The organism is Curtobacterium sp. MCBA15_004 (assembly GCF_001865055.2).
Taxonomy (GTDB): Bacteria; Actinomycetota; Actinomycetes; order Actinomycetales; family Microbacteriaceae; genus Curtobacterium.
This window is the reverse complement of sequence record NZ_CP126266.1, coordinates 2,559,327-2,579,182: the sequence shown is the minus strand read 5'-3', so window position 1 is coordinate 2,579,182 and position 19,856 is coordinate 2,559,327. Positions and strand designations below refer to the sequence as shown.

30 protein-coding genes and 3 tRNA genes are annotated in these 19,856 nt (G+C 68.3%); 29 read left to right on the top strand and 4 right to left on the bottom strand.

The window, feature by feature from the left end:
* Positions 1–41 precede the first annotated feature (41 nt).
* From QOL16_RS12125 to QOL16_RS12110, 4 genes are all read left to right on the top strand, one after another.
* Positions 42–863 carry a demethylmenaquinone methyltransferase gene (locus tag QOL16_RS12125; protein ID WP_071245716.1) on the top strand — a complete coding sequence of 274 codons (822 nt, stop codon included), beginning with the start codon at positions 42–44 and terminating at the stop codon, positions 861–863.
* A 31-nt stretch (positions 864–894) separates the two neighbouring features.
* The gene (locus QOL16_RS12120; RefSeq protein ID WP_071245718.1) at positions 895–1,971 is read left to right on the top strand and encodes a polyprenyl synthetase family protein; all 1,077 of its coding nucleotides are present in this window, start codon (positions 895–897) and stop codon (positions 1,969–1,971) included.
* A gap of 129 nt (positions 1,972–2,100) precedes the next feature.
* Complete coding sequence (locus QOL16_RS12115; protein ID WP_065960784.1) at positions 2,101–3,471, top strand: FAD-dependent oxidoreductase; 1,371 nt, start codon at positions 2,101–2,103, stop codon at positions 3,469–3,471.
* 14 nt (positions 3,472–3,485) lie between these two features.
* Positions 3,486–4,607, top strand: coding sequence for a heparan-alpha-glucosaminide N-acetyltransferase domain-containing protein (locus tag QOL16_RS12110; RefSeq protein ID WP_083395034.1), 1,122 nt, complete (start codon positions 3,486–3,488; stop codon positions 4,605–4,607).
* 197 nt (positions 4,608–4,804) lie between these two features.
* Here the strand turns inward: QOL16_RS12110 and cls are convergent, their stop codons facing one another.
* Both cls and QOL16_RS12100 read right to left on the bottom strand, forming a co-directional pair.
* A complete protein-coding gene (gene cls, locus QOL16_RS12105; protein WP_071284769.1) occupies positions 4,805–6,214 on the bottom strand; it encodes a cardiolipin synthase in 1,410 nt (469 codons plus the stop codon).
* Between the two features lie 62 nt (positions 6,215–6,276).
* A complete protein-coding gene (locus QOL16_RS12100; RefSeq protein ID WP_065960788.1) occupies positions 6,277–6,765 on the bottom strand; it encodes a YajQ family cyclic di-GMP-binding protein in 489 nt (162 codons plus the stop codon).
* 196 nt (positions 6,766–6,961) lie between these two features.
* On the opposite strand from QOL16_RS12100, the gene QOL16_RS12095 reads away from it, so the two are divergent.
* From QOL16_RS12095 to QOL16_RS12075, 5 genes are all read left to right on the top strand, one after another.
* Positions 6,962–7,046: transfer RNA gene (locus QOL16_RS12095), tRNA-Tyr, on the top strand.
* 200 nt (positions 7,047–7,246) lie between these two features.
* The gene (locus QOL16_RS12090) at positions 7,247–8,068 is read left to right on the top strand and encodes an inositol monophosphatase family protein (protein ID WP_071245767.1); all 822 of its coding nucleotides are present in this window, start codon (positions 7,247–7,249) and stop codon (positions 8,066–8,068) included.
* Positions 8,069–8,242: 174 nt separating this feature from the next.
* Positions 8,243–9,490 carry a M23 family metallopeptidase gene (locus QOL16_RS12085; protein ID WP_071284701.1) on the top strand — a complete coding sequence of 416 codons (1,248 nt, stop codon included), beginning with the start codon at positions 8,243–8,245 and terminating at the stop codon, positions 9,488–9,490.
* A 92-nt stretch (positions 9,491–9,582) separates the two neighbouring features.
* Positions 9,583–9,654, top strand: a tRNA-Thr gene (locus QOL16_RS12080).
* Positions 9,655–9,686: 32 nt separating this feature from the next.
* A tRNA-Met gene (locus tag QOL16_RS12075) sits at positions 9,687–9,760 on the top strand.
* Positions 9,761–9,819: 59 nt separating this feature from the next.
* On the opposite strand, the gene QOL16_RS12070 is transcribed toward QOL16_RS12075, so the two are convergent.
* Positions 9,820–10,959: a tyrosine-type recombinase/integrase gene (locus QOL16_RS12070; protein ID WP_071284702.1), complete on the bottom strand. Its 1,140-nt coding sequence runs from the start codon at positions 10,957–10,959 to the stop codon at positions 9,820–9,822.
* Positions 10,960–11,103: 144 nt separating this feature from the next.
* Positions 11,104–11,343: a helix-turn-helix transcriptional regulator gene (locus QOL16_RS12065; RefSeq protein ID WP_071284703.1), complete on the bottom strand. Its 240-nt coding sequence runs from the start codon at positions 11,341–11,343 to the stop codon at positions 11,104–11,106.
* A gap of 95 nt (positions 11,344–11,438) precedes the next feature.
* On the opposite strand from QOL16_RS12065, the gene QOL16_RS12060 reads away from it, so the two are divergent.
* The 20 genes from QOL16_RS12060 (at position 11,439) to QOL16_RS11965 (ending at position 19,794) form a co-directional block, all read left to right on the top strand.
* Complete coding sequence (locus tag QOL16_RS12060; protein WP_071284704.1) at positions 11,439–11,672, top strand: helix-turn-helix transcriptional regulator; 234 nt, start codon at positions 11,439–11,441, stop codon at positions 11,670–11,672.
* Position 11,673: 1 nt separating this feature from the next.
* Complete coding sequence (locus QOL16_RS12055; RefSeq protein ID WP_071284705.1) at positions 11,674–11,865, top strand: helix-turn-helix domain-containing protein; 192 nt, start codon at positions 11,674–11,676, stop codon at positions 11,863–11,865.
* A 659-nt stretch (positions 11,866–12,524) separates the two neighbouring features.
* On the top strand, positions 12,525–12,734 hold the full coding sequence (locus QOL16_RS12050) for a hypothetical protein (protein ID WP_139266407.1): 210 nt from the start codon (positions 12,525–12,527) through the stop codon (positions 12,732–12,734).
* A gap of 206 nt (positions 12,735–12,940) precedes the next feature.
* The gene (locus tag QOL16_RS12045) at positions 12,941–13,642 is read left to right on the top strand and encodes a hypothetical protein (RefSeq protein ID WP_071284707.1); all 702 of its coding nucleotides are present in this window, start codon (positions 12,941–12,943) and stop codon (positions 13,640–13,642) included.
* Positions 13,639–13,761, top strand: a complete 123-nt coding sequence (locus tag QOL16_RS12040) for a hypothetical protein (protein ID WP_302847183.1) — start codon at positions 13,639–13,641, stop codon at positions 13,759–13,761. Before QOL16_RS12045 ends, QOL16_RS12040 begins: the two co-directional genes overlap by 4 nt.
* The gene (locus tag QOL16_RS12035; protein ID WP_175473085.1) at positions 13,758–13,931 is read left to right on the top strand and encodes a hypothetical protein; all 174 of its coding nucleotides are present in this window, start codon (positions 13,758–13,760) and stop codon (positions 13,929–13,931) included. The genes QOL16_RS12040 and QOL16_RS12035 overlap by 4 nt, the downstream gene beginning before the upstream one ends.
* The gene (locus QOL16_RS12030) at positions 13,928–14,176 is read left to right on the top strand and encodes a DUF3039 domain-containing protein (protein WP_071284708.1); all 249 of its coding nucleotides are present in this window, start codon (positions 13,928–13,930) and stop codon (positions 14,174–14,176) included. The genes QOL16_RS12035 and QOL16_RS12030 overlap by 4 nt, the downstream gene beginning before the upstream one ends.
* A 94-nt stretch (positions 14,177–14,270) precedes the next feature.
* Positions 14,271–14,411, top strand: a complete 141-nt coding sequence (locus tag QOL16_RS12025; protein WP_175473086.1) for a hypothetical protein — start codon at positions 14,271–14,273, stop codon at positions 14,409–14,411.
* Positions 14,412–14,487: 76 nt separating this feature from the next.
* Complete coding sequence (locus QOL16_RS12020; RefSeq protein WP_071284709.1) at positions 14,488–14,814, top strand: hypothetical protein; 327 nt, start codon at positions 14,488–14,490, stop codon at positions 14,812–14,814.
* 17 nt (positions 14,815–14,831) lie between these two features.
* Complete coding sequence (locus tag QOL16_RS12015) at positions 14,832–15,011, top strand: hypothetical protein (RefSeq protein ID WP_139266408.1); 180 nt, start codon at positions 14,832–14,834, stop codon at positions 15,009–15,011.
* Positions 15,008–15,856 (top strand): PD-(D/E)XK nuclease-like domain-containing protein, encoded by an 849-nt coding sequence (locus QOL16_RS12010; protein WP_071284711.1) that lies wholly within the window; start codon positions 15,008–15,010, stop codon positions 15,854–15,856. Before QOL16_RS12015 ends, QOL16_RS12010 begins: the two co-directional genes overlap by 4 nt.
* A 2-nt stretch (positions 15,857–15,858) precedes the next feature.
* A complete protein-coding gene (locus tag QOL16_RS12005; RefSeq protein ID WP_139266409.1) occupies positions 15,859–16,164 on the top strand; it encodes a hypothetical protein in 306 nt (101 codons plus the stop codon).
* On the top strand, positions 16,164–16,730 hold the full coding sequence (locus tag QOL16_RS12000; protein ID WP_139266410.1) for a hypothetical protein: 567 nt from the start codon (positions 16,164–16,166) through the stop codon (positions 16,728–16,730). The genes QOL16_RS12005 and QOL16_RS12000 overlap by 1 nt, the downstream gene beginning before the upstream one ends.
* Before the next feature lie 176 nt (positions 16,731–16,906).
* Complete coding sequence (locus QOL16_RS11995; RefSeq protein ID WP_175473087.1) at positions 16,907–17,224, top strand: hypothetical protein; 318 nt, start codon at positions 16,907–16,909, stop codon at positions 17,222–17,224.
* Positions 17,214–17,558, top strand: coding sequence for a hypothetical protein (locus QOL16_RS11990; protein WP_175473088.1), 345 nt, complete (start codon positions 17,214–17,216; stop codon positions 17,556–17,558). Before QOL16_RS11995 ends, QOL16_RS11990 begins: the two co-directional genes overlap by 11 nt.
* Positions 17,558–18,004 (top strand): hypothetical protein, encoded by a 447-nt coding sequence (locus tag QOL16_RS11985; protein WP_071284715.1) that lies wholly within the window; start codon positions 17,558–17,560, stop codon positions 18,002–18,004. The genes QOL16_RS11990 and QOL16_RS11985 overlap by 1 nt, the downstream gene beginning before the upstream one ends.
* Before the next feature lie 106 nt (positions 18,005–18,110).
* Complete coding sequence (locus QOL16_RS11980) at positions 18,111–18,488, top strand: hypothetical protein (RefSeq protein WP_139266411.1); 378 nt, start codon at positions 18,111–18,113, stop codon at positions 18,486–18,488.
* Positions 18,485–18,988 carry a hypothetical protein gene (locus QOL16_RS11975; RefSeq protein WP_071284717.1) on the top strand — a complete coding sequence of 168 codons (504 nt, stop codon included), beginning with the start codon at positions 18,485–18,487 and terminating at the stop codon, positions 18,986–18,988. The genes QOL16_RS11980 and QOL16_RS11975 overlap by 4 nt, the downstream gene beginning before the upstream one ends.
* 273 nt (positions 18,989–19,261) lie before the next feature.
* Entirely contained in the window at positions 19,262–19,423 is a 162-nt protein-coding gene (locus QOL16_RS11970; protein ID WP_175473089.1) for a hypothetical protein, read from the top strand.
* On the top strand, positions 19,423–19,794 hold the full coding sequence (locus QOL16_RS11965) for an HNH endonuclease signature motif containing protein (protein ID WP_071284718.1): 372 nt from the start codon (positions 19,423–19,425) through the stop codon (positions 19,792–19,794). Before QOL16_RS11970 ends, QOL16_RS11965 begins: the two co-directional genes overlap by 1 nt.
* Positions 19,795–19,856: the final 62 nt, after the last annotated feature.

Below are 19,856 nucleotides of genomic sequence, written 5' to 3'. Positions count from 1 at the left end.
GCGTCCGGGACACCCTCGGCCGCGACCTCTAGGATGGTGCGGTGAGCAGAGCGGACCTGAGCAAGCAGCCGGACGAAGTGGCGGCAATGTTCGACGACGTCGCCGCGAAGTACGACCTCACGAACGACATCCTCTCGGCGGGCAACGCCCCGCTGTGGCGTGTCGCGACGGTCCGCGCGATCGACCCGCAACCGGGGGAGCGCATCCTCGACATCGCCGCGGGCACGGGCACGAGTGCCGCGGTGCTCGCCAAGAAGGGCGCGGAGGTCACGGCCCTCGACCTGTCCGCGGGCATGATCGCGGTCGGGCGGGAGCGGCACCCCGAGATCACCTTCGTCGAGGGCGACGCCGAGCACCTGCCCTTCGACGACGACACGTTCGACGCGGTCACGATCTCGTTCGGGCTGCGCAACGTGAACGACCCGATGCAGGCGATCGGCGAGATGCTCCGGGTGCTCAAGCCCGGCGGCCGTGTCGTCATCTGCGAGTTCTCGACCCCGCCGATGGCGCTGCTGCGCCTCGGCTACGGCGCGTACCTCAAGCGCGTGCTCCCGGGCATCGCCCGGCTCTCCAGCAGCAACCCGGCGGCCTACCGTTACCTCGCCGAGTCCATCGAGGCCTGGCCCGACCAGCAGGTCCTCAGCCAGTGGCTCCGCGGCGTCGGCTTCACGATGGTGGCCCACCGCAACCTGACCGCCGGCATCGTCGCGCTGCACCGCGGCCGCAAGCCCGTCGCCGGGACCGTCCGCGAGTCGGCGGCCCGTCGCGCCAAGGCCCGCCGTGCCCACCAGCACACGGGTGAGCAGCCCGGCCTCGACCAGACCGGCACGACGTCCTCGGGCTCCGAGCCGTCCGGCGCCTGACGGCCCCCACCCTTCGAACACGGAGCAGCACTTGAACCCGAGCGTCCCGGTCGCACGTCGCGCACCGAGTCTCCGCAAGTCGTTGGGGATCGGCGAACGCCTGTTCGCCAGCCCCGCCGACCGGCGCTTCATCGCCTCGGTCGACGACGGGCTCGAGCTCGTCGAGGAGGGCCTCGAGGTCGCCATGCGGTCGACCGACACCCTCGCCGACACGACCAGCCGCTACCTGCTGTCCGCCGGCGGCAAGCGCATCCGGCCGACCCTCACGCTCCTCATCGCGCAGCTCGGCCAGGGCGTCACGGACGCCGTGGTGAAGGCCGCGGTGAGCATCGAGACGACCCACCTGGCGTCGCTGTACCACGACGACGTCATGGACGAGGCACCGGTGCGCCGCGGGGTCCCGGCCGCGCACGTGACCTACGGCAACAACGTCGCGATCCTGACCGGTGACCTGCTGTTCGCCCGGGCCAGCCTCATCACCGCCGACCTCGGCGCAGAGGGCATCCGGATGCAGGCCGAGACCTTCCAGCGGCTCTGCATGGGCCAGCTGCACGAGACGACCGGCCCGCAGCCGGAGGACGACCCCGTCGAGCACTACATCCAGGTGCTCAGCGACAAGACCGGCTCGCTGATCGCGACCGCCGCGCGCGCGGGTGTCATGTTCTCGGGCGCCGACCGCGCCTACCTCGACGCCGTCGGGACGTTCGGCGAGAAGGTCGGCGTCGCGTTCCAGCTCGTCGACGACGTCATCGACCTCGCCCCGGCGACCGACAAGACCGGCAAGATCGCCGGCAACGACCTGCGCGCCGGCGTCGACACGCTGCCGCTGCTGCAGCTGCGCCGCCTCGCCGTGTCCGACGTCGATGCCGCCTCCCTGCTCGAGCGGATCGACCGGGACGTGAAGGACGCCCCGGACGAGGCCGTGCAGTCCGCGCCGTACCAGTCGGCGGTCGCCGCGCTCCGTGAGCACCAGGCGACGACCGCGACCCGGTCCGTCGCGGTGCGCTGGGCGGAGGAAGCGGTCGAGGCCCTCGCCCCGCTGCCCGACGGCACGGTCAAGCGTGCGCTCACCCGCTTCGCCGAGACGGTCGTCGACCGCAGCCGCTGACGACCCCACCGGGCGCGGGTCCACCCGCCGGGCGAGGTCCACGACACGCAGCCGCCGGCACCCACCCGCCAGCACGTACCCTCGGACAGTCCGCCGGGACGATCCCGGCCGAACGAACTGGAGACATCAGTGCCCACCCTCCGACTCGCCATCGTCGGCGCCGGCCCGGCCGGGATCTACGCGGCCGACATCCTCCTGCGCGAAGCCCACGGCTACGACGTGTCGATCGACCTGTTCGAGCAGCTCCCCGCGCCGTACGGGCTGGTGCGGTACGGCGTCGCGCCGGACCACCCGCGGATCAAGGGCATCGTCAACGCGCTGCGTGACGTGCTCGACCGCGGAGTCGTGCGGCTGTTCGGCAACGTGCGCTTCGGCGAGGACATCACCCTCGACGACCTCAAGCAGCACTACCACGCGGTGCTGTTCTCGACCGGCGCGATCAAGGACGCCGACCTCGACGTGCCCGGTGTCGAGCTCGAGGGCTCGCACGGCGCCGCGGACTTCGTCAGCTGGTTCGACGGCCACCCGGACGTGCCGCGCACCTGGCCGCTCGACGCCGAGAGCGTCGCGGTGATCGGCAACGGCAACGTCGCACTCGACGTGTCCCGCATCCTCGCCAAGCACGCCGACGACCTGCTGCCCACCGAGATCCCCGCGAACGTGTACGAGGGCCTCAAGGCGAGCCCGGTCACCGACGTGCACGTGTTCGGCCGTCGCGGCCCGGCGCAGGTGAAGTTCACGCCGCTCGAGCTCCGCGAGCTCGGCGAGCTCCGCGACGTCGACATGGTCGTGTACGACGAGGACTTCGACCACGACGAGGCGTCCCGCACCGCGATCCAGACGAACAAGCAGGTCATGGTGATGAACCGCGTGCTCGAGTCGTGGCGCGGCCGCGAGGTCGGTCAGGCGAGCCGTCGACTGCACCTGCACTTCTACGCGAAGCCGCTCGAGATCGTGGGGGAGGACGGCCACGTCGCCGCCCTGCGCTACGAGCGCACCCGTCCGGACGGCCAGGGCGGCGTCGAGGGCACCGGCGAGGTCCGCGAGGTCCCCGTGCAGGCCGTCTACCGCGCCGTGGGGTACTTCGGTTCGCCGCTGCCCGGGGTGCCGTTCGACGAGCGCTACGGCGTGATCCCGAACCACGAGGGCCAGGTCCTCGGCGAGGACGGCTCGCAGCTGCCCGGCGTCTACGCGACGGGGTGGATCAAGCGCGGCCCGGTCGGCCTCATCGGCCACACGAAGTCCGACGCGATGGAGACCGTGCAGCACATCGTGAACGACCAGGCCTCCTGGTGGACCCCAGCCGACCCGTCCCCGGAGGCGGTCCCGGCCCTCCTCCGTGCGCGCGGCGTCGCGTTCACCGACCTCGACGGCTGGCACGCCCTCGACCAGCACGAGATCGCCCTCGGTGCCGCCGAGGGGCGGGAGCGCATCAAGGTGGTCCCGCGCGACGAGATGGTCGACGTCTCCCTCCGCCGCGCGGACGCCCCGGCGAGCTGAGCCGACGCACCGCGATGACCGCCGCACACCCCGCACCGCCCGCCGCGATGCGGGGTGTGCTCGTCGCGCCCGGGCGTCTGCAGGGTGTCGACGTCGCGCGGGCGCTCGCCCTCCTCGGGATGATGGCCGCGCACGTCGGCGGTGTCGGCGAGGGGGTCGACTGGGGCGACCCGGCGACGTGGTCGGCGGTCGTGAACGGCCGGTCGGCGGCGCTCTTCGCGGTGCTCGCCGGGGTGTCGGTGGGGCTCACGAGCGGTCGGACGCGCCCGCCCGGTCCGCCCGCGATCGGTCGGGTGCGGGCGCGGCTCGCCGTCCGGGCGGGCGTGGTCGTCGCGATCGGACTGCTCCTCATGGCACTGGACACGCCGGTGTACGTGATCCTGCCGACGTACGGGGCGCTGTTCCTGCTCGTGGTCCCGGTGCTGCGACTCCGTGCCCGCTGGCTCGTCGTCGTCGCGGCGGTGTGCGCCCTCGTCTCCCCGCTCGCTGCGCTCGCGGTCGTCCCGCTCTCCGCCGACGCCGACATGTTCGGGATCCAGCTCGGCCTGGTGTACCCCGTGGTCACCTTCCTGGCGTACGTGCTCGTCGGTCTCGCGGTCGCCAGGGCCGGACTGGAGGCGCGGCGCACCCAGGTCGCGCTCCTCGCGTCCGGCACGCTGGCCGCCGTCACGGCCTACGTGGTCGGCGGTCTCCTCGCACCGGTACCGGACGAGGCCGCGCTCTCCGGCTTCGCGGGCCTGCCGTTCCTGCCGGAGGACACCACGCCGGCGGGGCTGGTCGCGCAGCTGTTCCTCTCGCCGCGGGACCACTCCTCGTCGACGGTCGACGTGGTCGGCACGGCGGGCGTCGCCGTGGCCGTGATCGCGCTCTGCACGCTCCTGGTCGACGGGCGCGGGCGGGCGGTGTCCCGGGTCGCGTACCCGCTGGCGGCGGTCGGGTCGATGCCGCTCACGGTGTACGCCGGGCACCTCGTGGTCATCGCGGCCCTCGGGGAACTGCCCGCGTCGGGGACGGCGTGGGCGCTGTTCGCGATCGGCTCGGTGCTCGTCGCCGTGGTGTGGCGGGCGTTCCTCGGGCGCGGTCCGCTGGAACGCCTGGTCGCGCGCCTGACCGGGTTGGTGCCCGCCGGGCGGTGACCCGGGTGGTCGCGTGCCGGACCGGGACGCGCCTGACCGGGTTGGTGCCCGCCGGGCGGTGACCCGGGTGGTCGCGGGCCGGGCCGGGTCGCCGCCATGCGGACCGTCGAACGGACGGTCCGCCGCCCGCTGCCGTGCCGGCCCCGTGCACCCCGCCGAGCAGCGGGGCGGACGCGGGGCGCGCCTCCCGAACGGGGCTACTGCAGGGCGGCGGTGAGCCGCGCGACGTTGTCGAGCACCTGCGACCGGCGCGGTCGTTCGAGCCACGCGTCGAGCGTGAGCTCGAACGAGGCCTCCTTGTAGGCGTCCTGCACCCTGCGCAGGGCATCGACGAACGTGCGCCCGCGGACCATGACCGACACCTCGAGGTTGAGGCTGAACGAGCGCATGTCCATGTTGCTCGACCCGATCACCGACACGTCGTCGTCGATCGTGAAGTGCTTCGCGTGCAGGATCGTCGGTGCCCGGTACAGCCAGATGCGGACCCCGGCGCGGAGCAGCTCCTCGTAGTAGGAGCGCTGGGCGTGCCAGGTCATCGCGTGGTCGCCCATCTCGCCGACGAACAGCTCGACCGCGACGCCGCGCTGGGCGGTCGTCGTGATGGCGTACAGCATCGAGTCGTCCGGCACGAAGTACGGCGACGTGATCGACACCTTGTCCTGGGCGGCGTAGAGCAGCGCGTTGAACAGGCGCAGGTTGTTCTCGCCGTCGAAGCCGGGGCCCGACGGCACGACCTGGCAGTCCAGCGCGTCGTCGCGGTCGGCCCGGTGCACGGGGTCGCTCTCCCGGAGCAGGAGCTCGTCGGTCTCGCTGTACCAGTCGGTGACGAACAGGGCGTTGAGTCCGGCGACCACGGGACCCTCGAACCGGGCGAACAGGTCCTTGTAGACCATCCCGCGTTCGATGTGCGACTTCAGGTCGTACGACGGATCGATCAGGTTCTGCGAGCCGGTGAACGCGACCGAGCCGTCGATCACCATGATCTTGCGGTGGTTGCGGAGGTCGGGCCGCTGGAACTTCCCCTGGAGCGGCTGGAGGGGCAGCATCAGGTGCCACTCGATGCCGGCCTCGTCGAGGAAGGCCAGCGTCTCCTTGTAGCCCGGGTAGCCGCGGCTCGCCCAGTGGTCGAGCAGGAACCGGACCGTCACGCCGCGGGCCTGCGCACGGGCGAGGGCCTCGAAGTACGGGCGGGTCGTGTCGTCGATCGTCGCGATGTAGAACTCGACGTGCACGAAGCGACGCGCCTGGTCGATCGCGCGGGTCATCTCCTGGACGGACTCGTACGAGTCCGGGTAGAGCTCCGCGGAGTTGCCGCCGACGAGGGGCATCGACCCGAGCTCGCGGTTGAGCTTCGTGATGCTCTCGAGCCACGGCGGCCACGGGTGGTCCCGGCGGACACGCTCGATGCCCTCGGTCTGCTCGAGGATGTACGCGTTGATCTCGGTCTGCTTCTCACGCCGTGCCCGCGGCAGCTTCGTCGACCCGATCACCAGGAAGACGATGAAGCCGATGTAGGGGATGAGGAAGATCGCGAGCAGCCACGCGGTCGCGGTCTGCGGCTTCCGGTTGTACGGGACGTAGATGATCGAGAAGACGCGGATCGCCATGTCGAGCAGGACCAGGAGGATCGTGAGTGCGACGCCGAGCCAGTGCTCCACGGGGCGGGGCGCTAGCGGAAGTTCACGAACTGCAGCGGCACGTCGAACTCTTCACCCTTGAGGAGCTGGATCGTGTTCTGCAGGTCGTCGCGGCTCTTCGAGGAGACGCGGAGCTCGTCTCCCTGGATCTGGCTCTTCACGCTCTTCGCGGCGTTGGCCCGGAGGAAGGCGCCGATCTTCTTGGCGACGTCCTGCTCGATGCCGTTCTTGAACTTCACCTCGATGCGGTACTCCTTGCCCGAGGCGAAGGGCTCGCCCGCGTCGAGGCTCTTGAGGCTGATGTCGCGCTTGATCGCCTTGGTCTGCAGCACGTCGAGGACGGCCTTGGCGCGCTCCTCGGAGTTCGCCTTGATGAGGACGTCCTCGCCGCTGAACGCGACCGAGGCGCCGGCGCCCTTGAAGTCGTAGCGCTGCTCGATCTCCTTGGCCGCCTGGTTGACGGCGTTCTCCGCCTCCATCTTGTCGACCTTGCTCACCACGTCGAAGGAACTGTCTGCCATGCCGGACAGCCTAACTGCGCGCGGGTCGGCCGGTTCGGCCCGGTGGCGGGCCTGTGGAGGAGGCGGCTCCTGTGGCCCGCTGTGCAGGAAGGACCGTGCTCGTCGCCGCCCGGACGGTGGTCACGACCACCCTCCGCTATCCGCTATGCTCTTGGAGCGCCTTCGGTTGGTGATCACACGAGCCGGGTGCGCACATGGCGAGTTACCCAAGCGGCCAAAGGGATCTGACTGTAAATCAGCCGGCGTAGCCTTCGGGGGTTCGAATCCCTCACTCGCCACCACATCGAGTGCCTCGTCCGTCGGACGGGGCATTCGTCGTTCACGGGGTGTTCGTCGTTCCCGGGGCATTCGTCGTTCCTGGGGCGTTCGTCCTTCCCGGGGCCGTGTCGTGCCGATCGGGGCCGGGTCGACCGTGCGCGTCGGTCCTGCGTTCCCGCGCACCTGCGAGGGCATCCGGTGTCGCATCCGCGAGGATGGACCCATGCCCGAAGCACCCGCCCCGTCCTGGTTCGCCGACCTCGCCGAGACCATCGCCCTCGAAGCCGCCGCCCTCGCCGCGCGACACCGAGCCGCGGGGGTCGAGGTCGCCGACCGCAAGTCGAGCATCGTGGACGTCGTCACGGCTGCCGACCGCGAGGTCGAGGAGCTCGTCCGGCGCCGCATCGCCGAGGCCCGTCCCGACGACGGCTTCCACGGGGAGGAGTCCGGCTCGGGAGCCGGCTCCTCGGGCTACACGTGGGTCGTCGACCCCATCGACGGCACGGTCAACTTCCTCTACGGCAGCGAGGCGTACGGCGTGAGCATCGGCGTCGTGCGCGGCGCCCCGGACCCCGCCACGTGGGAGCCGGTGGCCGGGGTCGTCGTCGTCCCCGCGACCGGCACCGTGTTCCGTGCCGCTGCGGGCGCCGGGGCGACCCGGGACGGCGTGCCGCTGCACGTCTCCGCCCCGCCGACCCTGGCCGAGACCCTCGTCGCCACCGGGTTCGGCTACACGGCCGACCGACGCCGGGAGCAGGTCGCCGTGCTCGCCGGGTTCATCGGTGAGGTCCGGGACATCCGCCGCGGGGGAGCGGCCTCGCTCGACTGCTGCGCGGTCGGTACGGGCACCGTCGACGCCTACTACGAACGCGGCATCAACCCGTGGGACATGGCCGCCGGCGCGGTCGTCGCGGCCGAGGCCGGTGCGGTCGTGCGGATCTGGGAGGCCGGCGGGATCCGCTCCTTCCTGTTCGCGGCGCCGTCGATCGCCGACGCGCTCGAGTCGCTCGTCCGCGGGGCGGAGCGGGACGTCCTCGGCGACTGACCCGCTCCCGTCCCGGCACCCGACCGCGCCGCGCCGTGGCCACGGGGCACGATCGTGCACGGTCGTGCAGCGGACTGGCGAGGCGGGACGGCCCCTGCTAGCGTGCTCAGGTCCCGTTACCGGCTCGTTACCAACGAGCGCCTCGCGCCCCGATCAGGATCACCACCGAACCGCATGCCCCACGCTCCGCTGCCGTCCACCCGTCCCGACGCCACCACCGGCCCCGAGCCGGTCGTGCACCTCACCCGACGCGCTCGCATCGAAGCCGAGCGTCGGACGGCCGCCGTCCCGGTGACCGCGGCGTCCGACGAGGGCGGTCTCGACGCATCGGCGTTCGGTCGGACCACGTTCGACACCGGTGAGTTCGACCGTCTCGTCGCACCGGGAGCCCCCGCCGCACCGGGAGCAGCAGCCGCGCCGGTGTCCCCGGTCGACCTCGCGCCCGCGTCGCCGGTGCTGCCGGAGCCCGTGGTCGGGGCGGTCACGCCGCCGGCCCCCACGTCGCCCGTGCCCGCGCCGGAGCAGCACGTCGCTCCCGAGCGCACGGCCTCGCCCGAGGGCCGGACCTCGCCGGAGCGCCGGTCCGCGACCGACGCCGGCCCCCGCCGTGTCCTCGGGCAGGTCCCCGCGGGTCGACGCGCTGCCCGCACCACGGCCCCCGCGCCGGAACGTCGTCGTGGCACGGCTCCCGCGCGCACGACCCCGGTCGCGCAGTCGGCGGCACGTGGGACGTCCTTCCGTCGGAACGCCTCGCGGGTCACGGCCGTCGGTGCGCTCCTGTTCGCGGCGGGCCTCGTCGTCTCGACCTCGCTGCCCGCGCAGGCGCTCTGGGTCGCGAACGGCGACACGACCACCGAGCGCACCCCGGCCCGCGCAGCGCAGACGCTCAGCGTCGGCGGCAGCACCGCGGCAGCCGAGACCACACGCGACCAGTACTCGGTGTCGGCGACGACCCAGTACAAGAACGTCGACTCGTCGGCGTTCTCGAACGACCCCGGCGGCGCGATCCAGTGGCCGTTCCTGACCGGCGTGCCGATCACCTCGGGCTTCGGCGGGCGCCAGGTCGCCGGCTGCTCGTTCTGCTCCACGAACCACATGGGCATCGACTTCGCGCCCGGCGAGGGCACCCCGATCCGGTCCGTCGCGGCGGGCACCGTCATCAAGGTGCAGGCGCACGACGGCGGCTTCGGCAACGACGTCTGGGTGCAGCACGACGTCGACGGCAAGCGGTTCGTCAGCGTCTACGGCCACATGAAGGACAACACCTTCACGGTGGTCAAGGGGCAGGAGGTCGAGGTCGGCGACGTGCTCGGCCAGGTCGGCTCCACCGGCAACTCCACGGGACCGCACCTGCACCTCGAGATCCACGTCGACGGCGTCCCCGTGGACCCGCTGGCGTGGCTCAAGGCCAACGCGAGCTAGCGGGGGAGCGGCGGCACGCCCGGGCGTCTCGTCCGGTTCCTGACCACCGTCGCGAGTCTGCTACTCTCATCTGGTGCCGCCGAGCGGCACTCGCCCCGATAGCTCAGTGGTAGAGCACTTCCATGGTAAGGAAGGGGTCGTCAGTTCAATCCTGACTCGGGGCTCCGACCCGGAGCTGCTACCGCTCCGGATCTCTGGCGGGGTAGCTCAGTTGGTTAGAGCACACGACTCATAATCGTGGGGTCACGGGTTCAAGTCCCGTCCTCGCTACAAAAGCCCAGGTCAGAAATCAAAAAGCCCCCGCCAAAGCGGGGGCTTTTTTCGTGCTCTCAGGACTGCTCTGCCCACAAACTGCCCACATTCGGTCCCGCCGCCGCATCAAGGGCATCGGCGACCGAGTTCAGGTCGTCATCGAACAGGTCCGCGTAGGTGTCCAGCGTCATCGCGGCCGATGCGTGACCGAGCATCTTCTGCACAGCCTTGACGTTGGCTCCCGCGCTGATGGCTAGCGACGCTGCAGTATGGCGCAGCCCGTGGATCGTCATCGTGGGCGACAGGCTTGCAGCCGCTAGGGCGCGGTCCCACCAGGAAGCGTCGCGCATCGTCGGCGTCAACATGAAGCTCCGATCCGGGCCGACGAACACGAGATCCGACCCAGCCTTGCCGCGGCACGCGGCGTCGAACACGGGGCTGAGGAACGCCGGGAACGGGACCGACCGCTTCTGGTGCGTCTTCGGCGTCCCCACCACTACTTGCCCGGACACGTAGACGGCGTTCTGCACGATGCTCAGGCGCCGTTTCATACGATCGACGTCCTTCACGCGGAGGGCGGAGAGCTCACCCCAACGGAGGCCCGTGTACGCCAGCACCGCAACCACCTGACCGTTGATGCCGCCTGCCGCCTTCACAAGCGCCGCGAGCTCCTGGTGGCTGAGATACGTATGCTCCTTGCTGACCTTGCGGGGGAGCGTGACCCCTCGAGCGCGGTTGGTGCCGATCTTCTTGTCCTTGACGGCCACGTCGAGGATGCCGGCAAGGATGTCGTGGCAGCGTCGAACAAGGGCTGGTGACTTCGGCTTGATCGGCTTCGGCTTCGCACGCGGGTCGCCGGCGCCGAGCTCGATGATCCAATCCTGCACGTCGGAGTGGTCGATGCTGGCCACGTTGACGCGGCCCCAACGGGGCTCGACATGCAAACGCCAGGCAGACTCGTACACGGCAAGCGATGAGGCCTTGAGGTGCGCACGGGACGCCAGCCACCGAGCGCCGAGCGCCGCTACCGTTTCGCGTCCAGCTGCCGGGTCGATGTAGTCGCCGGACGCCTTCTTCACGCGGACGGTGGCTGCGTACAGTTCCGCTTCGCGCTTCGTCGTGAATCCCCGCTTGTCGGTCTGCGATCCGTCGGGCTTGCGGTATCGAACGCGGTACCGCTTACCCTTCGCCGTCTCGTAGGGCGTCACCGTTGCCATGATGTGATCCCGTCTGTCAGTGCCATCAGGTAGCGTTCGAACACACGTTCGAATGAGGGGTTGTCAATATGCTCACTGCGGAGTCCACGCTGATGGAGGCCATCGTGGAGTCGCGCGTCACGGGCGAACCGCTCGAGGCGCTCGTTAGCCGAGTCGCTGGCGGGCACGCGCGATGATCTCGTCAGGTGCGACACCGAGAGCGGCGGCTGCCTCAATGAAGATGCCGAGGGGCATCGACCGCTCCTTCTTGAGGTAGTTGCGGGTCGAGTCGTAGGGGCGGCCGAGCTTCTTGGCGAAGTCCTTCATCGAGAGGCCGGATGCGCCGAGCTCGGCGTTGATCTGGTCGATGATGGCAGCCTGCAGCAGGTCGTCGTCGTTGGTCACAGACAGAACTGTATACCCCGAACGACCAAACGGATAGCCCAAATTGGCCAAATTTTGGCCTTGCGGTTGGTCAAACGACCACCTACGCTAGTCACATGACCAACGCAGACACCACCCGAGGCGTCGCGGATCGGATCGAGAACTACCGGAAGGTCGAAGGCCGCAGCGTTGCGTGGCTCTCGGAGGCATCCGGAATCTCGTACAAGACCCTGCGGCGCCGGATCTACGGAGCACCCGAGCAGTTCACTCTCTCGGAGCTGTCCTCCATCGCCCGGTCGCTCAACACCGACGTCGAGCACCTCGTCGTCGCTCTCGAGCCGGCGGCGTGACATGACCGACTGGATGACGCCCGAGCAGGTGCACGACGAGTACGGGTACGCCCTCGAGCACCTCAAGAAGCTCCGCTACGAGAAGAAGGGCTTCCCGTACTACAAGCCCACCGAGCGCAAGGTCCTCTACAAGCGCTCCGAGATCGACGCGTTCATCGAGAGCGCAAAGGTCACGACCAAGCAGGCGTCATGAGCCCCCGCCGTGCCGAGTACCAGGAGACGGTCTCCTACTCGCAGGCACACCTTCGACTCAAGAACGACCGAGGCCCGGCCGCGCTGCACCTCTGCGTGAAGTGTGGCAACCAGGCCCAGGAGTGGGCATACATGGGCGGATGCCCCAACGAGCGCATCGACCTGGGAAAGCGGTTCACCACCGACCAGACGCGATATCGCCCCATGTGTGTCTCGTGTCACCGGCGGCACGATCGTGCGTTGGCAGACGGACGAAGCATCAACACCTGCCCGCGCGGGCATGAGTGGAACGTCGAGAACACCGGTATCCGAAAGAGTCGCGGCCCTTCTACTGGCTTCCGATTCTGCAAGGCATGCCACCGCGAGAACTCTCGCAAACGCCGTCACTAAGAGGCGGCCTCAATCTCCCGCAAGCGCGCCGCACGGTCGGCGCTGTTTGTGGCGCACAAAAACATACGTGTCGTGACCCACGAGGACGCCCAGGAATACCGGGTGGCGGGTGGGACCGCTTCGGCGGGCAGGTACCGGACAGGCCCCGTGACCACGACACGAACCACATGGCGAATGGCCCGGTATGTCCCGGTGACCCGCCAACAGCCCTGGACGGCGTACCGCGGATCGTCCCCGCGGCAGGGCACGAGCAAATACAAGGAGGACTCCATGGCTCAGTACGCAGTGACGCTTGTGACAACCGCATCGACGGTGATCCAGGTGGAAGCCGACGACGAGGAGGCAGCAATCGTGGCTGCTTTCGATCAGGCGCCGTCTGCCGCTTGGAACTGGCCAGAGATTGGCGACTGGCAGCTGCCCAGCGAGATGTTCCCGGACGTCAACAACGCCGGCGACGACGTGCAGCTCGTCGAGCCCTAACCACCAGCCCCCGAGTCGTTCTCAGGGTCGTCCGCGTGCAAGTCGCGGCGGGGGCACAACCCACTCACCTCATCTCATCTCATCTCACAGAAGGGAGCAGTCATGCCCGCATGGCTGACCCGTTTCATCCGCACGTATCTGGTCGATGTTGACCCCGTTCCTGGGCCGTCACGTCTCGACCGTCTCGACATGATCAAGGAGGAAGCATGACCGAGCCGCAGCAGTGGTACGTGCACATCCTCGGACCCGACGACATCGAGGGCCCCTACACGATCGCCGACGCGTTCAGGTTCGCCGCTGAGGTGAACGAGGCTTCGGCCTACCGGTTGGACTCGCTGACCGATGAATCGTTCCCTGCATGGGCTGTGCCTACTCGTTCACCGCTTGGCACGACCGATCACGAACCGCAATCGACCGGCCTTCCGCAGCCGATGAACTTGACGAAGGCGGAACAGGAGTCGTTCCTCGCCGCCATGCAGGACCAGCAGCCGACCGTGCAGGTACCCGTGTCGCTGATCGAGCAGATCGAACGCGACCTCGGCGAGAACGCGTGGCACCCCGAAGACTGCCCCGGCAGCCACCCGGCGCACTGCACCTGCGCGGTGGGGCAGGCGCGCCGTGCGCTCCGCGCCCTGCTCTCGCAGCCGACCCCGACTGTCGGCTATCTGCCCTTCGACGAACGGGCCGAGTTTCCCGTAGAAGTACCCGTCGAGCCGCCCCGGATCGAGGATATGGCACCGGGGACGCTGTTCTGGGCGAAGGACGGGAAGGGTGTCTGGCGGCGGCTGTCAAAGACCAACGCATCCGTCACCTCAGTTGTGGACTTGTCGACGGGACGGCACTTCCCCGCCATCCACATCGACCCGTCCACGATCCGCGACGTGACCCCGCCGGCGGTGTCGTCGTGACCGGCCAGCAGTCGCCCGTAGACCTCGCGTCGGACCGGTTCTGGGCTGCGGTCCTCATCGTCCCGACGGCTGTTCTCGCGGTCGTCGGCACGGTCCTGATCGTCGGGAGCGCGTCGTGAGAACCGTCGCGACCCTCGTCGCCCTCTCCATGGTCGCTGCCCTGTTCGCGTCCGCCGTCGACCGGTACACGGCCGTCTGGGCTGCCCTCGCGTGGGCTGTCGTCGTCCTGTTCACCGCCGCACTGCTGCGGCTCCACAACGTCATCAACAGCCCGGAGGAGGAGCAGTGAGCACCGCAACCGAGGCGACCGTCGCCCCAGTCGGTCAGGACACGTCAGCCCTGACGCACATCGTCAACTGCCCGGACGACAAGGACAACACCGAGGCGTGGATCACTGAGGCGCGCGTGTTCGGGCTCGAGCTCACGGCTCTCTGCGGCCACCGATGGGTGCCGACCCGCGACCCGATTCGTCACCCCACCTGCCCGGAATGCGTCGACGCGGCGAACATCATCATCGCCGAGGTGGGCGCATGAGCCTCGCCGAGACCCTGGGGTTCGCGATCTCGATCCCAGTGTCGATCGCCTCCGTGGTCATGAGCGCGCGGCTCCGGCAGGACCGCGGCAAGCGATGACCGGCCACGGCATCCTCTGCGCCTGCACGGCCTGTTCGACCAACGAGGAGCACGACTACTGGTCGTGGCACATCGAGCAGGACGGCAAAGCCATCGCCCGCGCCGCCGAGCACGAGTTCGTATCCGACTGCGACTGACCCTCGCACCCCCTCTTCTCCCGCGCTTCAACCCATCCCGGAAGCGCACAACTCACCGACCCCTGAAGGAGTCACCGTGACCACCACGACCAGACCCTCAACCGCCGTCGAGCACGCCGACGAAGCACGCCGCATCCTCAGCTTCGTCCGCGCCGACGTCCTCGGATCCACCGACCACGCCGAGTACACCGCCGTCTACGCCCGCGACCCACAGGCCGTCGCCGCCGTCGCCGCCGCGCACATCGCCCTCGCCCAGTACGAGGAGCAGCGCACCGCGAACCTCATCGCCGCCGACACCACCGACCTCCTCCGCAACCCGTACGAGGTCGGGACCGCTGAGTACGCCGCGTACTGGAAGGCGCACACCGCCGCACTCGCCGAACGACTGGCGGTGCAGCGATGAGCGCCGGGAGCCTCGACATGGCCAACGGCCTGGTTGCAGGCGTGTGGGCGCTGGTGGGGGTCATCGCGTTTCTGGGATTCGCCCACTTCTTGACGCGCCCACGCGCTCAGACGGTCAGCGCCGGTTTCGACCTTGTGGTGGCGGTTGTGCTGGGGCTTCTTGCAGGAGTCGCGTTCATCGTGGCGGTGACCGTATGACCGGCCGCATCGATCTCGAACTACCCGAGTCCGAGTACCACGCGCACAGTGCCCTGTCGTCGACGCAGGCGCGGAAGCTCCTCGAGTCGCCCGCCCGGTACCGGTGGGACCGCGACCACCCGCAGGCCGGAAAGCAGACGTTCGACGTTGGGACGGCCGTGCACACGAAGGTGCTCGGTGTCGGTGCTGGCACGGTCGAGTACCCGGACGAGCACGTCACCGCATCCGGAGCGGTCAGCACGAAGGCCGCTACGGTTGCGTGGGCGGAGGAGCAGCGCGCTGCCGGGTTCACGCCCATCGCACCCGCACAAGCCGCGCGAGTCAACGGGATGGCTGAAGCGGTCCTCGCGCACCCCACCGCACGGGCACTGCTCGAGCAGTCAGGTCACTCGGAAGCGTCCGTGTTCGCCACCGACGCCGACACCGGCACGCCGATGCGGGCACGATTCGACCGCCTCAACGACGACGTCGCCATCGACCTGAAGACGACCGCGAAGACCGCATCCGTCGACGGGTTCATGCGCACCGTCGCCGCGTACGGGTACGACGTGCAGCAGGAGTTCTACCTCCACGCACTCGAACAGGCCGGCGAACCACGACGACCGTTCCGGTTCATCGTCGTCGAATCGGAAGCGCCGCACCTCGTCGCCGTCCACGAGCTCGACGTCAAATACCAGCAGATGGGCGCCGCGAAAGTCCACCGCGCCCTCGAGATGTACGCCACCTGCACCGCCACCAACACCTGGCCCGGATACGACCCCAACGTGCAACTCGTCAGCCCCCCAGCGTGGGCTGTGTACGCGCACGAGGACGAGTACGGGCCACTCCACGGAATCGAGTTCTGACCATGTCCGAATCAGACGCAGAAGTCACCATCACCATCCCCGCAAAGCAGGCAGCAGCGCAGCACATTGAACACCTGCAGTCGGTTCTCACCTCCCGCAACAAGCAGATTGAGGCGCTGACTGAACGGCTTGCGCAGGCCGAGGCCGGCGAACCAAACCAGACTGCTCTAGCTGATGCCTACAAGCGAGGATGGCGGGCGGCGTGCGATGAACTTACGGATTCCACGCAGAAGGCTGCTCGGGCACTCAGCAAGATCCGTTCGGACGCATTCGACATCTACATCAAGGGTCACGGGGGCGATATTTGATGGACATAACGGAAGCCCTCGCGCCCAACAGTGATCAACTCGACGCAATCGAACTCGTCGAGCCGCGCACGTTCACCATCGACACCGGTTCCCGCCTTGGCAAACGCGAACGGAAAGTGGTCGTCGAGATCCGACTTGTCGACTTCGACCGAGTCTGGCGTCCTAGCAAGGGCATGCTTGACGTTCTCGCCGCCTGCTGGGGTAAGGACGGCAAGCAGTGGGTTGGCCGCCGAGTCACTCTCTACCGGGACGAGAACGTGATGTACGGCCGGGAGAAGCGGGGTGGCACCAGAATCAGCCACCTTTCGCACATCGATGGCCCGCGCGACGTCACGATCCGAGCATCTGGTGAGGGTCGCACTCAGCAGTGGCACGTCGAACCGCTGGCAGCACCGACGCCGCCTCGCAACTGGATCGCCGAGCTCGAGCAGGCAGGCACCGACCTCGACGCTCTCCGCGCACTCCACGCCGCAGCACGAACGGCAGGTGCAGGCAAGGACGTACTCGAGCAGATCGCAGCAGCCGGACGAGCGGTGCAGGCAGGGGAAGCCGATGCCGAACAGTGACGAGCCAAAGCGGATGCGGCCATGGCGCTGCATCAACTGTGGTGACCGATTCGCGTCGGACCGGACCGATGAGGGAATCCACTGGACCGAGTACGACCCGCGCGATTGGGAGGTGCGCGATGCAGTGGGCTCTTGACCTCCCGTACGAACGTCCGCCCCTCAACGCGAATCAACGCATGCACTGGGCGAAGAAAGCGGCTCTGACCAAACAGGTCAGAGCCGCTTCGTTCTACGCAGCGAAGAACGCCGGTGTACTCCGCTGCGACAAGGTGCGCGTCACCCTCACATGGTTCGTTCGCACAACGACACGTCGCGATGCCGACAATGTCGTGCCGACGCTCAAAGCGTTGTGCGACGGACTCGTAGACGCAGGCATCGTTCCCGATGACACCCCCCGGGAGATGGACAAGGTCATGCCCGTGATCACTTACCGGCCCGGCCAACCATCCGGACTGCAACTACTCATCGAAGAGGTGCACGACCATGCCGTTTGAGCCCCTGCAAACCATCATCGACCGCGTCGAAAACGCCATCGAAACACGCACCGACACGGTAACCCCACCATTTTCGTCGCAACCACCATCACGTTGCGCATCGACGACGTGCAGCGACTCCAGCTCCGGATGCTGCTTAGCGTCTGGCATGTGCTTCATGGAGCTGTATTGCCTGGCAGGGCGGACTGGCGTGGATGGCGTCAAACTCGTGTCCGTGCTCAGCCAAGTACTCGAGCGCGTCGCCCTGGTGGAACTCTCCTCGACCTTTTCTGCTGCGCAGGTGGTGCCGGCATGGGCTACCACCGTGCACGCGGCGATCTGGGGAGACGACTGATGCCGCGGCCGAAGCTGATCGAGCCCACTCGGAAGCTACTGCAGCAGCTGGACACCCCATGGGTCATCGAAAACGTCGTCGGCGCCCCTCTCGAAGATGCAGTCGTCCTTTGCGGTTCCATGTTCGGCCTCGGCGCGGCCGGATTCACGCTGCAGCGACACCGACAGTTCGAGTCCAACGTCCCACTGCTAGTGCCCGGCACGCACGACCACCGTAAGCCGACCATCGGGGTCTATGGCGGGCATGTCCGATGCCGCAGCGCCAAGCACGGCTTCCGTGGTTCGACGGTCGACTTCCCCGGCATGGACAAGAAGGCGCTGGCGCAAGAAGCGATGGGGATCGACTGGATGACTATGAACCAGATGTCCGAAGCGATTCCTCCGGCGTACACCGAGTTCATCGGCGGTCAGCTGCTCGCACACGTCAGCGGTCAGGTGGCCGCATGAGCTCCGTCGCGCCCGACGGCGGCGTCCGGATCCGGATAGCCGGCCAAGAAGCCAACACCACCAAACGGTACCTGCTGAAGAACTACGCACACCTCGAGGAGGACACGTGAACGACGTCACATACGAGCAGCTGCGTCGAATTGACGCAGCAATCGACTCGGCAGGCGTCTCCCGAGCAGAAGTGTTTCTCGCTCTGCCCGAGTGCCACAAGCGCAAGTGTCAGAGCAGTCACCCCAATGGCGACGAGGTGTTCGGGCTGTTGAAGCGTCAGATCCGCGAAGCCATCCACGCCGAGTTGCAGTACCGGACGACCACGCGCCCTGACCTTGGTATTGACGACGAACCGGACGCCGCAGTCCTCACCCTTGCTCATCTGATGAGCACCTACAACGTGCACGAAGCAGGCACATACGTGCGTGCCGCTCAGCTGCTGGTCGAGGCTTATCCGGCCATCGGCAAGGCCATCGAAAAGGAGGACACGTGAGCACGTTCGAACTCCGCCCACCGCAGACCATCACCCCGGAAGGAGAAACCGTGGACAACACCGAACGAGTCGGTGTTGTCACTGACCTGGCAGCCGGCACTGCGGCTGAGCACCTCGTTTGCGCCGAGCTACTCATGTCAGGCCACCGGGCGTTCCTCGCCGACCAGAACTGCGCCTATGACGTTGCGGTGGACCTCGGCGGACGCCTCATCCGTCTACAGGTCAAGGCCACGCGAAAGCAGCGCAGCATCCCGCAGCGCGCCGAGCACATCCCGGCCTACATGTGGCACGTGCGCCGAGCAGGCAAAGGAGGCCGCCGAGTCTACGACGACGACGCGTTCGACCTGCTCGCACTCGTCGCTCTCGATGTGCAGCGCATCGCGTACCTGCCGCCGTCCGAGCAGCGACAGACAGTTCACATCCGACCGCCTGGCAGTACGGGCGGCAAGCAGTTCGATGACTACCCCTTCGTCGCAGCAATCCAGGAGGTCGCAGCGTGACCATCGCTCCTTACTACGCAGACGGACCCGTCACGGTCTACAACGCAGACTGCCTCGATGTGCTGAGGCAGCTTCCCGATGAGAGTGTCCACGCGGTCTGCACAGACCCGCCCTACGGCCTCTCGCCGGCTCCGGCACCACCGTCGAGGCGTGCCTCCGCGAGGGCTTCGACGTCATCGCGATCGAGCGGGAGGCGGACTACCTGCCGCTCATCGAGAAGCGGATCCGCAAGGACCACGCGCAGGGCCTCGACTTCGACTGGGGTGAGGCGTCATGAACAGCAGACAGCAGGCCGCGATTGACCACCTGAAGATGGTCGGCCGCGACGTCCACCGGTTCAGCTCCTACGCGATCGAGTACGGGCTCACGGAGAAGCAGATCAAGCAAGCCATCACCGATGGCGTCCGACAGGCAGAGGAAGGAGGTGGCAGCTGATGCCAAGCATGAAGTTCCACCGCGACGAGCGCGGTTGCCACATCTGGGACGCCGCAACGAACAGCCGAGGCTACGGAGTGGTCTGGTTCCAGGGGAAGGCGCACCTCGCACACCGAGTCGCCTGGTTCCTCGAGCACGGCACCTGGCCCACCGAAGGCCTCGTCATCGACCACATCTGTGAGGTGAAGCGGTGCGTCAACGTCGCTCACCTCCGCGAGCTCACGAATTCAGCCAACCTCCGCCGCGCCTACCCCCGCGGTGATGAGCGCACGGAGCGGAAGCGTGCTGGGTGGCGCCGTGCGAACGCGCGCCGCCGCGGAACCTACCGCTACACGGAAGGAGGTGAGTCCGATTCCTTGGTTCAAGATTGATGACGGGTTCTGGTCCCACCCGAAGACGCTGCAGCTCTCCGATGGTGCTCAGGCGTTGTGGG

Coding starts and splice junctions, on each gene's coding strand:
- QOL16_RS12015 (WP_139266408.1), top strand. CDS start 14,832: ATGGCCAACGGCCTGGTTGCAGGCGTGTGGGCGCTGGTGGGGGTCATC.
- QOL16_RS11995 (WP_175473087.1), top strand. CDS start 16,907: ATGCACTGGGCGAAGAAAGCGGCTCTGACCAAACAGGTCAGAGCCGCT.
- QOL16_RS12045 (WP_071284707.1), top strand. CDS start 12,941: ATGACCGAGCCGCAGCAGTGGTACGTGCACATCCTCGGACCCGACGAC.
- QOL16_RS12070 (WP_071284702.1), bottom strand. CDS start 10,959: ATGGCAACGGTGACGCCCTACGAGACGGCGAAGGGTAAGCGGTACCGC.
- QOL16_RS12085 (WP_071284701.1), top strand. CDS start 8,243: ATGCCCCACGCTCCGCTGCCGTCCACCCGTCCCGACGCCACCACCGGC.
- cls (WP_071284769.1), bottom strand. CDS start 6,214: ATGGCGATCCGCGTCTTCTCGATCATCTACGTCCCGTACAACCGGAAG.
- QOL16_RS12025 (WP_175473086.1), top strand. CDS start 14,271: ATGACCGGCCACGGCATCCTCTGCGCCTGCACGGCCTGTTCGACCAAC.
- QOL16_RS12110 (WP_083395034.1), top strand. CDS start 3,486: ATGACCGCCGCACACCCCGCACCGCCCGCCGCGATGCGGGGTGTGCTC.
- QOL16_RS12005 (WP_139266409.1), top strand. CDS start 15,859: ATGTCCGAATCAGACGCAGAAGTCACCATCACCATCCCCGCAAAGCAG.
- QOL16_RS11985 (WP_071284715.1), top strand. CDS start 17,558: ATGCCGCGGCCGAAGCTGATCGAGCCCACTCGGAAGCTACTGCAGCAG.
- QOL16_RS12050 (WP_139266407.1), top strand. CDS start 12,525: ATGGCTCAGTACGCAGTGACGCTTGTGACAACCGCATCGACGGTGATC.
- QOL16_RS12000 (WP_139266410.1), top strand. CDS start 16,164: ATGGACATAACGGAAGCCCTCGCGCCCAACAGTGATCAACTCGACGCA.
- QOL16_RS12090 (WP_071245767.1), top strand. CDS start 7,247: ATGCCCGAAGCACCCGCCCCGTCCTGGTTCGCCGACCTCGCCGAGACC.
- QOL16_RS12055 (WP_071284705.1), top strand. CDS start 11,674: ATGACCGACTGGATGACGCCCGAGCAGGTGCACGACGAGTACGGGTAC.
- QOL16_RS11965 (WP_071284718.1), top strand. CDS start 19,423: ATGCCAAGCATGAAGTTCCACCGCGACGAGCGCGGTTGCCACATCTGG.
- QOL16_RS11970 (WP_175473089.1), top strand. CDS start 19,262: ATGAACAGCAGACAGCAGGCCGCGATTGACCACCTGAAGATGGTCGGC.
- QOL16_RS11990 (WP_175473088.1), top strand. CDS start 17,214: ATGCCGTTTGAGCCCCTGCAAACCATCATCGACCGCGTCGAAAACGCC.
- QOL16_RS12100 (WP_065960788.1), bottom strand. CDS start 6,765: ATGGCAGACAGTTCCTTCGACGTGGTGAGCAAGGTCGACAAGATGGAG.
- QOL16_RS12010 (WP_071284711.1), top strand. CDS start 15,008: ATGACCGGCCGCATCGATCTCGAACTACCCGAGTCCGAGTACCACGCG.
- QOL16_RS12060 (WP_071284704.1), top strand. CDS start 11,439: ATGACCAACGCAGACACCACCCGAGGCGTCGCGGATCGGATCGAGAAC.